At 61.4% G+C, this 12,012-nt stretch carries 13 protein-coding genes and 2 pseudogenes; 14 read left to right on the top strand and 1 reads right to left on the bottom strand.

What is annotated here, in order from left to right:
- The 6 genes and pseudogenes from E1J61_RS26625 to E1J61_RS38675 all read left to right on the top strand — a co-directional run.
- Positions 1-445 (top strand): annotated as a pseudogene (locus E1J61_RS26625) (3,4-dihydroxyphenylacetate 2,3-dioxygenase); the annotation flags it as partial.
- A 1-nt stretch (position 446) separates the two neighbouring features.
- Positions 447-890 (top strand): 5-carboxymethyl-2-hydroxymuconate Delta-isomerase, encoded by a 444-nt coding sequence (locus tag E1J61_RS26620; RefSeq protein ID WP_133096933.1) that lies wholly within the window; start codon positions 447-449, stop codon positions 888-890.
- Positions 883-1,698, top strand: a complete 816-nt coding sequence (gene hpaH, locus E1J61_RS26615) for a 2-oxo-hept-4-ene-1,7-dioate hydratase (RefSeq protein WP_133096932.1) — start codon at positions 883-885, stop codon at positions 1,696-1,698. Before E1J61_RS26620 ends, hpaH begins: the two co-directional genes overlap by 8 nt.
- Before the next feature lie 4 nt (positions 1,699-1,702).
- The gene (hpaI, locus tag E1J61_RS26610; RefSeq protein WP_133096931.1) at positions 1,703-2,524 is read left to right on the top strand and encodes a 4-hydroxy-2-oxoheptanedioate aldolase; all 822 of its coding nucleotides are present in this window, start codon (positions 1,703-1,705) and stop codon (positions 2,522-2,524) included.
- Positions 2,525-2,546: 22 nt separating this feature from the next.
- Complete coding sequence (locus E1J61_RS26605) at positions 2,547-3,998, top strand: NAD-dependent succinate-semialdehyde dehydrogenase (protein ID WP_133096930.1); 1,452 nt, start codon at positions 2,547-2,549, stop codon at positions 3,996-3,998.
- A 214-nt stretch (positions 3,999-4,212) separates the two neighbouring features.
- Positions 4,213-4,339: pseudogene (locus E1J61_RS38675) on the top strand (IS256 family transposase); the annotation flags it as partial.
- A 302-nt stretch (positions 4,340-4,641) separates the two neighbouring features.
- Here E1J61_RS38675 and E1J61_RS26600 read toward each other — a convergent pair.
- Complete coding sequence (locus E1J61_RS26600) at positions 4,642-5,421, bottom strand: IclR family transcriptional regulator (protein ID WP_133096929.1); 780 nt, start codon at positions 5,419-5,421, stop codon at positions 4,642-4,644.
- A 407-nt stretch (positions 5,422-5,828) separates the two neighbouring features.
- Between E1J61_RS26600 and E1J61_RS26595 the strand changes: the two genes are divergently transcribed.
- From E1J61_RS26595 to E1J61_RS26560, 8 genes are all read left to right on the top strand, one after another.
- Positions 5,829-6,836 carry a tripartite tricarboxylate transporter substrate binding protein gene (locus E1J61_RS26595; protein WP_243736985.1) on the top strand — a complete coding sequence of 336 codons (1,008 nt, stop codon included), beginning with the start codon at positions 5,829-5,831 and terminating at the stop codon, positions 6,834-6,836.
- Positions 6,837-6,862: 26 nt separating this feature from the next.
- Entirely contained in the window at positions 6,863-7,861 is a 999-nt protein-coding gene (locus tag E1J61_RS26590) for a 2Fe-2S iron-sulfur cluster binding domain-containing protein (protein WP_133096928.1), read from the top strand.
- A 42-nt stretch (positions 7,862-7,903) separates the two neighbouring features.
- Positions 7,904-9,241: an aromatic ring-hydroxylating dioxygenase subunit alpha gene (locus tag E1J61_RS26585; RefSeq protein WP_133096936.1), complete on the top strand. Its 1,338-nt coding sequence runs from the start codon at positions 7,904-7,906 to the stop codon at positions 9,239-9,241.
- A gap of 17 nt (positions 9,242-9,258) precedes the next feature.
- Complete coding sequence (locus E1J61_RS26580) at positions 9,259-10,053, top strand: SDR family NAD(P)-dependent oxidoreductase (RefSeq protein ID WP_133096927.1); 795 nt, start codon at positions 9,259-9,261, stop codon at positions 10,051-10,053.
- Positions 10,054-10,071: 18 nt separating this feature from the next.
- On the top strand, positions 10,072-10,662 hold the full coding sequence (locus tag E1J61_RS26575; protein ID WP_133096926.1) for a 3-phenylpropionate/cinnamic acid dioxygenase subunit beta: 591 nt from the start codon (positions 10,072-10,074) through the stop codon (positions 10,660-10,662).
- Positions 10,663-10,685: 23 nt separating this feature from the next.
- Positions 10,686-10,871 carry a hypothetical protein gene (locus E1J61_RS26570; RefSeq protein WP_243736983.1) on the top strand — a complete coding sequence of 62 codons (186 nt, stop codon included), beginning with the start codon at positions 10,686-10,688 and terminating at the stop codon, positions 10,869-10,871.
- Positions 10,872-10,990: 119 nt separating this feature from the next.
- Entirely contained in the window at positions 10,991-11,656 is a 666-nt protein-coding gene (locus E1J61_RS26565; protein WP_243736982.1) for a fumarylacetoacetate hydrolase family protein, read from the top strand.
- Positions 11,653-12,012, top strand: a 360-nt coding sequence (locus E1J61_RS26560) for a fumarylacetoacetate hydrolase family protein (RefSeq protein WP_207951257.1), incomplete at its 3' end; no start/stop codon positions are given. The genes E1J61_RS26565 and E1J61_RS26560, both read left to right, overlap by 4 nt.

Raw genomic sequence — 12,012 nt, 5'->3', positions numbered from 1 at the left:
CAAGGTGGTGAGTGTATCGGGGTGGTGCGTGTGGCACGACCTGCCCACCAGCGTCAAGTTCGGGCAGGCGGTACGCAAGGCGATCGAGGAGCACTACGACGGCACGGTGGCGATCCTGGCGAGCGGCTCGCTGAGCCATCACTTTGCCGAGAACGGTACGGCACCGCAGTTCATGCACAAGGTCTGGGATCCGTTCCTGGAGCAGGTGGACCGTCGCGTGGTGGAGCTGTGGGAGCGCGGCGACTGGCAGACGTTCTGCCCGATGCTGGCGATGTACAACGAGAAGTGCTGGGGCGAGGGTGGCATGCATGACACCGCGATGCTGCTCGGTGCGCTCGGCTGGACCGACTACGACCAGCCGGTAGAGGTCGTTACGCCGTACTTCGGCAGCTCGGGCACCGGACAGATCAACGCCATCTTCCCGGTGGCACCGCTAAAGGGCTGACATGCCACACCTGGTCATTCTCTACTCGGGCAACCTGGATCGGGATGTCGACATGACCGCGGTCTGCCGCGGCCTGGCCGACGCCATGCTGACGGTCAAGGACGAGGAAGGCAAGCCGGTCTTCCCGACCGGCGGCACGCGCGTGCTGGCCTATCCGGCGCCGCACTTTGCCATTGCCGATGGCGGTGCGGCAGCGACGGCCGCAGGTGAATCCGGTGCCTACGGCTTTGCCTACCTGAACCTGCGCATGGGGCGCGGTCGTAGCGAGGCCGTGCAGCAGCGCGCAGGCGACACCATCGCGGCGGCGGCCAAAGCGCTGCTCGGCCCGTTGCTCGAGCAGCGCCGGGTCGGGCTTACGTTCCAGATCGACGTGGGCCCCGAAGTTTACGACGCCAAGTTCGGCAACCTGCATCCTCTGTTTCAGAAAGGAAGAACTGATGCTTAGCGATTCGCTCATCCAGCAACTGGCTGCTGAGTTGCAGGAATCGGAGAAATCGCGCGTCCAGGTGGAGCACTTCTCCAAACGGTTCCCGGATATGACTATCGAGGACGGCTACCGCATCAGCCGCGCGTGGGTGGCGTTGCAGAAGGCAGAAGGCCGGGCGGTCATCGGCCACAAGATCGGCCTGACTTCGCGCGCAATGCAGCAGGCCAGCCAGATCACCGAGCCCGACTACGGCACGCTGCTGGACAGCATGCTCTTTACCTGCACAGAAGGCGAGGAACTGCAGATCCCGACCTCGCGCTTCATCGCCCCGCGGGTCGAGGTGGAGCTGGCTTTCATGCTAAAGGCGCCGCTGCGCGGGCCACAGGTGACTCTGGAGCAGGTGCTGGAAGCGACCGACTACGTGACGCCGGCGATCGAGATTATAGACTCGCGTATCGAACAGTTTGACCGACACACGAAGGTGATGCGCAAGGTGTTCGACACCATCAGCGACAACGCGGCCAATGCCGGCATCGTGGTCGGAGGCAAGCGGGTGGCGCCGGCCGAAGTCGACCTGCCGTGGTGCGGTTCCATTCTGCGGCAGAACGGCATCGTGGAAGAGACAGGATTGGCCGCCGGCGTGCAGGGGCATCCGGCGATCGGGGTGGCCTGGCTGGCGAACAAGCTGGCGCCTTGGGACGAAACGCTTCTCCCTGGCCAGATCGTCCTGGCAGGATCCTTTACGCGTCCTGTCGCTGCCAAGGTGGGCGATGTCTTTGAGGCCGACTACGGCCCGCTTGGCGTGCTGAAGTTCCGCTTCGTCTAAGGAGATGCCCATGGAAATGCCACGTAACGCATTCAAGGCGGCCCTGAAGGAAAGGCGTGTGCAAATCGGTCTGTGGGTTGGACTGGCGGATCCGTATGCGGCAGAGGCGGTGGCCGGCACAGGCTTCGACTGGTTGTTGATTGATGGCGAGCACGCGCCCAACGATGTGCGGCAGATCCTGTCGCAGCTCCAGGCCGTCGCTCCGTATGACGTGCAACCGGTAGTGCGCCCGGTCATTGGTGACGTTCCCCTGATCAAGCAGATTCTCGACGTGGGTGCACAGACGCTACTCGTGCCGGTGGTGGAGACGGCTGAGCAGGCCGCGCAGATGGTAGCCGCCACGCGCTATCCGCCGCATGGAATCCGTGGTGTCGGCAGTGCCTTGGCGCGTTCATCGCGCTGGAACCAGATCGACGGCTATCTGCACAAGGCCGACGATGAGATGTGCGTGCTGGTGCAGGTAGAAACAACCACGGGTTTCTCGAATCTGGCGGAGATCGCAGCAGTCGAAGGCGTGGACGGCGTGTTCTTTGGACCTGCCGATCTTTCTGCCTCCATGGGCTACCTCGGGGAGCCGGGGCACCCCGCTGTGCAGAACGCCATTCTGGAGGGCATTCGCCAGGTACGCGCGGCGGGCAAGGCACCTGGGATTCTGAGCGCCGACCCGAAGCTCGCACGCCAGTACATCGAGGCCGGCGCGCTGTTCGTGGCCGTCGGCGTCGATACCACGCTGCTAGTGCGATCGGCGCGCGACTTGGCCGCTCAGTTCAAGAGCGACGGTGCCATGGCAGGGCAAGGTCCTGCTACCGCTAGCTCGGTCTATTGATTCACCTTCGCATCGCTACACCATGATTCAACTTAAAGACCCCGACCTGCTCAAGTCTGCCGCACTGATCAATGGCAACTGGGTGACCGCTGAAAGCGATCGTTCGATCGAAGTTATCAACCCCGCGACTGGCGAACTCGTCGGCACGGTGCCCCACCTTGGCGAGGGCGACGCCGAGCAGGCGATCGCGACAGCTCAGCAGGCATTGCACGCATGGCGCGCCAAGACTGCAGAATCGCGGGCTGCGATTCTACATAAGTGGTACGAGCTGATGCTCGAGAACCAGGAAGACCTCGCCGTTCTCCTGACGTCCGAGCAAGGCAAGCCGCTTGCGGAAGCTCGCGGCGAGATCGTCTACGCGGCGTCCTACATTCAGTGGTTTGCGGAGGAGGCACGTCGCGTCTATGGGATGACCATCCCGTCGCCGTGGCCGGACAAGCGCATCGTAGTCACCAAGGAGCCCGTCGGTGTTTGCGCGGCAATCACGCCGTGGAACTTTCCGGCGGCCATGATTACCCGGAAGGTGGCGCCCGCGTTGGCCGCAGGATGCACGATCATTGTCAAGCCGGCTCAGCAGACGCCACTATCCGCATTGGCTATGGCGGAGTTGGCGGTCCGTGCGGGCGTCCCCGCCGGGGTAATCAGCGTACTTACAGGCAGCTCGCGCGCAATTGGCGGGGTGCTGATGAAGAGCGAGATCGTCCGCAAACTCACGTTCACCGGTTCGACAGAAGTTGGTCGGGCGCTGGCCGAGCAGTGTGCACCGACGCTCAAGAAGATGTCGCTCGAGCTAGGCGGCAACGCTCCGTTCATCGTCTTCGAGGACGCCGACCTCGATGCTGCAGTGGAGGGCGCGATGATCGCCAAGTACCGGAATTCGGGGCAGACTTGCGTCTGCGCAAACCGAATTCTGGTGCACGACAAGGTGTACGACGCCTTTGTCGCCAAGCTGATTGACGCGGTTGGCAAGCTCAAAGTCGGCAACGGCCTGGAAGCTGGCGTCGCTCAGGGGCCGCTCATCGATGCGCCTTCGCTTGAGAAGGTGGAAGAGCTTGTTGCCGACGCAGTCGGAAAGGGTGCAAAAGTGGCGTTCGGCGGCAAGCGCCACCGCCTGGGCGCGACGTACTATGAGCCGACCATCCTCACCGAAGCATCGCCAACCATGCGCATTGCGCGGGAGGAAGTCTTTGGGCCGGTCGCTCCCGTGTTTCGCTTTACGAGCGAGGAGGAGGCGATTGCCATGGCCAACGACACGGAATTCGGTCTCGCAGCGTACTTTTACTCTCGTGACATTGGCCGCGCCTGGCGCCTTTCGTCTGCCCTCGAGTACGGTATGGTAGGGGTCAATACGGGGCTTATCAGCACCGCAGTTGCGCCTTTTGGGGGCATCAAGCAGTCCGGTATGGGACGAGAAGGATCATCGCTCGGTATCGAGGAGTATCTCGAAACGCGATACGTGTGCATGGCGTCCTAATTGCCGCTGAGATCTGGGTAACCCGCTGTCTGCTACAGCGGGACTGACCCTAGCACGCCAGCCCTGACCGATGTCATTGCAGGGCAGGTTCCCTTAGGAGTCGTGGACCTAGGATTTGATGTCCGGCGTGGTTCGCGTGTTGATGCAGAGGCGCGATAATGCTGGAACCTATCCGGGGTTGTGTGGGCGAGGCATACCATGAGAGGTAATGACCATGGATATGCCGATGAAGAAGAAACGCACGTTGGCGTCTCAGGCAGCGGCCCGCGGGCCGCTGTCGGCTTTGCCTGACGGCTTGCTCGACGAGTTGGTTAAAGGGGCCGATGACGCCCCGTGAGGTCTAGCGGCGACGCGCAAGTGCGCGAAAGACGGCGACAGACCGCCGGAGACAATGGGCGGATTCACGCCCTCGACTGTGCCGGGCTGCCGCACGCCGAATTTCGTATTGGCTAATGGACAATCACTGTATCACGCGCTTGGTTAGGACTATGCGCTGTTGCGCTTATGCGCCGACGACGGACGTCTTTTGGACGGCGCAGCGCAGCGACGCATCCTAATCACGGAGGGTCCTCTGGCTTTGATTGATATGCTGCGGGGTGAGCATGATAAAGCGCAAGGGGTGTGACCAACGATGGGGCCCAGGTCAGCCTTGATAGCCATTGTCGGAACTTCCCAGCAGCGATGAAAGCCGGGCGGCATGCTCGCGTAGCATGATGGCCAGTTCCTGGACTCGAGCCTGGTCTAGCCGCACCGTTGGGCCGAAAATCGCCACCGACCCTACAACGTGTTCCTTCTGGTCGAAAAAAGGAACCGCGATGGCCACAGCGCCCACAATGAGTTCGTTCTGGCTTTCCGCATAGCCGGATTGACGGACGCTTTCCAGTTGAGCTGCCAGTGTATGCGGGTCGAGATCCAGTCCCTCGCAATACTTGCGAAGCTGATCGTCTCTGGGATTCATCCAGGCGAGCAGCGCACGCCCGCTCGCACCCCGTGCAATCTTTTCGGTGTAGCCGACCCCGCGCTTAAAACTGAGGGGCTGGGGGCTCGGCAGTTCAGCGATGCATTGCCGGGTCGCGCCATGCGGTATGAACAGCGCCACCGTCTCGCCGGTTTCTTCCCAAAGCTCGCGCAATATTGGTTGCGCGATTTCGGCTAGGTCAAAGCTCGAGGTCCACGCCCACGCCAGCCGCCCGACTGCCGGACCGAGCCGGAAGCGCTGAGGTTCGCCGTTGGCCGTCAGAAAGTCGTTCTGCTGCAGCGTATAGAGCAATCGGTAAAGCGTGGGGCGGCTCAAATCGACACGCTTCAGGAGTTCCGCCACCGTCAGCTCGCGATCCCCCGCGCCAAACGCGCTGAGGATGTCCAGCGCGCGGTCCACTGCGCGGACACCGTCGCCGCCTTTTTCTTTCTCGACTTCTTCCATTGTCTTTCCAATCACCGTTTCCCGGCGTCCCACCACTGGTTTGCCCTTCGGGGCACGGGCTTGTTGGCTGAAATTCTACCGTGAGTTCAACCCTCGGAGCGGGATATCACAGGCCGGACCGAGCGCCCCTTGGTCGGCACTTTTTGTGCGTAAAAGATACGAATAATGCCCTTCGACTTTTTGGAAGTGGTCTAATAAACACATGAGTGATGATCGAACGACGGTCTTAAGTCCGTACAGTGATATTTGTGTTCATTGTTCGAACATTCAAGGGGATGTCAAGCGGTCCTCCAACGCCAGTTCCCTCGGGGGCAAGATCGCTTGACTTTCCTTAGAGAGTTCGTAGAATGGACTCAAAGATCATCAGGTGGACAGAAAATCGCCGCCTTCTCTGGAGACACCCACTCATGCGCCCCCGCAAATGGACCTTCCCGGTCATGCCCCGTCGTGCGATTTATGCTTCCCTGGGAGCGATCGCGCTAGTGGCTGCCAACGCCAATGCTTCGCCGGCCGACGCGCGCTATCCGGACCGGCCGGTGAAAATCGTCGTGGGCTTCGCCCCGGGCGGAACAAATGACATCCTTGCTCGCGTGCTGTCGACCAAGCTGCAGCAGCGCCTGAAACAATCGTTTGTCGTCGAGAACAAGCCGGGTGCGAACTCAGCCATCGGTACGGACTACGTAGCCAAGGCAGCCCCGGATGGCTACACGTTGCTGGTCTCGTCGAGCGGTGGCCTGACCACGAATCCGGTCACCATGGCAAACCTCGCCTATGACCCGGTCAAGGATTTCGAGCCAATCGCCTTGCTGGGTTCATTTCCGTTGGTGGTGACGGTGAACGCTTCGCTTCCGGTCAAGAACTACGCGGAACTGGTGTCCTACGCGAAATCGAAACCGGACGGCATGCTGAACCATGGCGCTATCTCGTCGTCCTTCCAACTTGCCTCCGAACTGCTCGCCAGCAAATCCGGCATCAAGCTGAACCAGGTCAACTACCGTGGCTCGGGCCCGGCATTGGTGGCCTTGATGGCCGGCGAAGTCGATGTGGAATGCGTGGACAGTGCTGCCGTGCTGCCGCAGATGAAATCCGGAAAGCTGCGCGCTCTCGCCGTCACCACGGCGAAGCGGTCCCCCGCGTGGCCGGGTGTGCCGACGGTGGCCGAGTCCGGCGTTCCCGGATTCGATGTGCCGATCTGGACTGCGCTGATGGCGCCGAAGGGCACGCCCAAGCCGGTTCTTGACAAGCTCCGCAGCAATCTCAAGGAAATCCTCGCCGAGAAGGACACCATCGATCGGTTCGTTGCGCTTGGCATGGAGCCCGGCAATACCGACTCGCAGGCGCTGGCCGACCGCATCAGCTCGGACATCAAGCGGTGGGCCATGGTTGCGAAGACCGCCAATATCAAGCCCCAGTAACAGACTCACTCAGCAGGACCCATAGCATGAACACCATCCCCGTTACCTTGTTGTTCTCCGACGGCGTTACGCATCATCTGCAGGCTGCGAAGGGGGACAAGCTTATTGACGTGGCAGCCGGCGCAGGCCTGACGCTGCTGACGGATTGCTCCAACGGGCAATGCGGCACTTGCGCAGCCAACTGCGTGTCGGGCGTTATGGAGCTCGATGAATACGATCCGAGCGTGCTGCCCGACGATGAGCGAGATGACGGGGCGGTGCTGTGCTGCGTTGCGCGCGTCAATGAGCCGACGGTCGTCGAACTGCCATACGACTCCAGCGAAGCCAGCGCGGAAGAGGCACCTTCGCAGCATGGCCGAGTTCATGCGATCGAACGTGTTGCGGACGAGACCGTGCGGCTTGAGATCGATGTCGACGAGCCGGTTCACTTCCTGCCGGGTCAGTACGTGCGGCTGCTCATTCCGGGACAGACGCAATGGCGTTCCTATTCGATGGCCAACGAAACTGGTCAAACGCGCCTGGTTTTCTTCGTCCGGATCGTGCCGGGGGGAATGTTCTCGAATTGGCTCAGCGCTGAGGCCGTACCCGGCAGCGTGATCGAAGTCAGTGCTCCGCGTGGCAGTTTCTTCCTCCGCAACGATGATCGTCCACGTCTGTTCATCGCCGGCGGCACTGGCCTGGCGCCGTTCCTTGCCATGCTGCGCGCAGTCGGCAAGGGTAGCTACGCGTCTTCCCCCACGCGATTGCTGGTTGGGGTCCGCAGTGGCAATCATTTGTTCGCCATCGAAGAAATCGAAGCGATCAAGCGGGATTTTCCGGCGCTTGAGGTCGCCTATGCCGCAGAGGCAGCGGTTATCCCCGGATGCCACGAAGGATACGCCACCGACCTGATCGGTCAGGTGGAGGTGGACCCGCGTACTCAAGTCTACCTTTGCGGCCCCCCTCCGATGGTGGAGGCTGGACGCGAGGCAATTGCGAAGGCCGGCCTGCGTAAAGGCGACGCCCTCTGCGAACGATTCGCCTGAGTGGAAGGGCGCAACTCATTAACTGCACACAGCGAGAGAAACATGAGCTACAACTCCATGATTGACACCGATCAGGGACTGATCAGCCGGGAGATCTTTTCGGAAAAAGCGGTATTCGACGAAGAACTGGAAAAGGTCTTCACCCGGGCATGGCTGTTCGTCGGACACGAAAGCCAGATCCCGAATCCCGGTGACTACTTCACGTCGCGCATGGGTACGGAGTCGGTCATCCTTGCACGTGACAAGAAGAAGCAGATCCACGTATTCCTCAATTCCTGCCGTCATCGCGGCATGAAAGTTTGCCAGTACGACCATGGCAATACTCAGCTCTTCACCTGCCCGTACCATAGCTGGAGCTATACCACCGAAGGCAAGCTGTTCGGTGTGCCTCAGTTCAAGAACCTCTATGAAGGTTGCCTGCAGAAGGAAGACTGGTCACTGATCGAAGTCGCCAAGCTGCACAACTACAAGGGCACCATCTGGGCGACTTGGGACAAGGATGCGCCGGACTTCCTGACCTATCTGGGCGATGCGCGCACCCACCTGGATCTGGCACTGGACGGCCGTGATGGTAGCGAAGGCGGTTCGGAAGTGCTGATGGGCGTGCACAAGTGGATCATCCCGTGCAATTGGAAATTCGCCGCCGAGAACTTCCTGGGTGACACCTATCACAACGTTAGCCATCGCTCCGTCGACCTGATCGGGATCGGGCCGAGCGCGGAGGCTGGTGTCAAGGGCCGCCGCGACAACGAACTGGAGCATGCCAAGCACGTCTGGGTCAACTTCCCGGCCGGCCACGGTGTGCACAGCGCGATCATGCCGGAGAACACCCCGTTCGTGAACACGTTCCAGAATGACCCGATCGTGGCCGAATACTTCCGTCACTGCCACGAGGAACGTCAGCGCCGGCTTGGCGACAAGGCGCGCCTGGTGCCGTTTGTGGGCACGATCTTCCCGAATGCTTCGTTCCATGGCAAGCAGCCGCGCTCGATCTGCGTGTGGCATCCGCATGGCCCGGAGGCAACCGAGGCATGGCGCTTCTTCCTGGTCGACAAGAGCGCGCCGCAGGAGGTGAAGGACTTCCTGCGCAAGTACTACATGCGCTATTCGGGTCCGGCCGGCATGACCGAGCAGGACGACATGGAGAACTGGAACTACGCCACCGCCGGCAGCCGCGGCGTGATTGCCAAGCGCTATCCCTACAACTACCAGCAATCCATGGGCGCCGTGCAGTCAGGCAGCCCGGTGGCGGGCAATGTCAGCCTGCAGGTGAGTGAGGAAAACCCGCGCCAGTTCTATCGCCGCTGGCGCGATTACATGAACGGCGCCGACTGGGACGTGCTCATGGGTAAGCACGACGCCGCGAAGATTGCCGCGTGAGGCGAGGAGACAGGGCTATGCCAGTGACGATCGTAACCGGCGGCACGTTCGGGCTTGGCACCTCAATTGCCCTGCAGCTTGCCAAGCGCGGCCACAACGTGGTGGCGTTTGGCTTGCGGCAGGCGCAGGTGTCCAGCACTGCAGCGGGCTTTGAGGCATTCGAAGCGGAAGTCGAGCGGCAAGGGCTCGCGGAGCGCCTCGAGATCATGGAGGCCGATGTCTCTCGATCCGATGATGTTGTCAAAGTCGTCGACCGAACGCTCAGCCGCTTCGGGCGCGTTGACGGACTGGTCAACAACGCGGCCATCGGGCCACTCGGCACGGTACTGGATACTGAGGAGGGGCTATTTGACAGCATCTTCGCCGTCAACGTGCGCGGCACTTACCTGATGAGCAAGGCGGTGCTGCCGCACATGATCCGTCAGGGCGGAGGATCAATCGTCAACATCGGGTCCGGCGCCGGATATGGCAAGCCCAATATGGCCGCCTATGCCTCGAGCAAGGGCGCCATCCTGGCGCTGAGCACGGCAATGGCTTACGACCATTTCCACGATCACGTGCGCGTCAATGTCGCGATTCCTGGCGGCGGCGGCATCGTTTCTGGCATGAGCGTAGGGCGCGTCGGCGGGGACGAGGCGTTCTTCAAGAGCCGCAAGGTTGCGGGAACCGTCGCGGGCCGGCCGGCAGATGGCGAGGATCTGGCCAACGCTGTTGCGTTCCTGCTGTCCGACGACGCCGCCACCATCTCGGGAACCGTCGTCGATGTTGGCTGCTTTGCCAATCAGGGCGGCCCGGTTCCGGTGAAACAGTAAATATTGGGAAGATCAAACATGAACGATATTGCGGAAAAAGCCGAGGTGGAAGTGGCGTCTACGCCTGCCATCACGCGGGATGCAAAGTACTACGAACTCAAGCGCGAGATTGAGGAATTCCTCTACGAAGAAGCCGAGTTGCTGGACGAGCGCCGCTTCAAGGAATGGCTCGACACGCTGAGCGATGACCTCGTGTACTTCATGCCGATGACGTACAACGTCAAATTCGGCGAACACGCCACGCGCGAGAAGACTCGCTTCGAGAAGGACATGAGCTGGTTCAACGAAGGCAAGTGGACCCTCACGAAACGCGCCGAGCAGATCCTGACCGGCGTGCACTGGGCCGAGGAGCCGCTGTCCCGTCTCTGTCGCGTGGTCAGCAACGTGCAGGTCACCGGCGTGCGACTCAACGAGGCAGGCCAGGAGGAAGTCTCGGTGCGCAGCAAGTTCGTGATGTACCAGAACCGCTGCGAGTACGAAGAATACTACTTCACCGGCAAGCGTAACGACGTGCTGCGGCGTGAAGGGAACACCTGGAAGCTCGCGCGTCGCGAAATCAGCCTTGGACAGACGGTTCTGCTTGCCAAGAACCTGACCATGTTCTTCTAAGGGGAATGATGATGATCAATTTCATGGAGCTGAAGGCCGGCCAGCACCTTGTTCTGAAGAACAACGTTGTCGCCGAGGTCCTGGACAACATCGGCGATGGTATCTGGGTGCAAGTCCGCTATTTGGAGTCTCCGGAGGATCCTTCGCTCGTAGGCAGTGAAGAGCTTTGCCATTGCGAGGAAGCGGTACGGATCGTCGATCCGGCCTGACCCAATACGTGAAGACTCAGTCGTCACGATGACTAGCGGACGCACTATCGGCCCGCGATTCCTTGACCCGCTGTGGCGGCAAGGAACTGCGGACAGGTAGCAGTCGCAGGAGAGAGATTGTGAATCTGCCATCGTTGGCAATCGGTGTGCCGCCGTACCGGCTGACCGGGACGGTGTATGGTGTTCTCGCCAATGACCGGGCGCTCGTCGAGCGGCTCGGAGACAGCGTGAATCAGCCGCCCTACAAGGCCCCACCAAAAGCGCCGGTCTTGTATCTGAAGCCACGCAATACCCATGCGATGTCGGGCTCCGTCATGGCCATGCCCGAGGACATTGGGCAACTGGCGTTGGGCGCATCGCTCGCGCTGGTGATCGGGCGTGTTGCGTGCCGCGTGACAGAGCAGGACGCGCTCAAGCATGTCAGCGGCGCGACACTGGTCGCCGACATCAAGGTACCGCATGAAAGCTTCTACCGGCCCTCGGTGCGATTTAACGCACGAGATGGATCCTGCTTGATCGGTCCGGCGGTGGTCCCGCTGGAGCAACTGGAGAGCATCGACTCGCTCCAGGTGGCTGTCACCGTCAACGCGGAGTGCATGCCGGTCAGCACGAGGCTGGTCCGTTCCGCTGCCCGCTTGCTTGCGGACGTTACGGAGTTCATGACGCTGTTGCCGGGCGATGTGCTGATGCTTGGTGTACCCGCCAACATGCCGACACTGAAATCCGGTGACCGGTTCACGATCGAGGCTGACGGAATCGGCCGCCTGGAAGGAGCCCTGGCATGAAGACGGCACGCATTGCTTACGGTGGAGCGATCCACAGCGCCACGCCGCATGAAGGCGGTCTGACGCTGGCCGATGGCCGCGTGGTCAGCGAGGCCGACGTGGTGTGGCTGCCGCCCTTTGAAGTCGGAACCATCATCGCCCTGGGCCTGAACTATGCGGATCACGTCAGGGAGCTGTCGAAGGAACTGACCGTCACGGCCAAGGACGAGCCGCTGGTGTTCCTCAAGGGACCGGGCACGCTGATTGGCCACAACGCGCAGACGCGCCGGCCGAAGGACGCCACCTTCATGCACTACGAGTGCGAACTGGCGGTGGTGATCGGCAAGCCGGCCAAGGGCGTGAAGGCCGCAGACGCG

This window comes from Cupriavidus sp. L7L, assembly GCF_004353535.1.
Classification (GTDB): Bacteria; Pseudomonadota; Gammaproteobacteria; order Burkholderiales; family Burkholderiaceae; genus Cupriavidus; species Cupriavidus oxalaticus_A.
The sequence above is the reverse complement of the archived record's forward strand: the minus strand, read 5'-3'. Positions and strand labels throughout refer to the sequence as shown.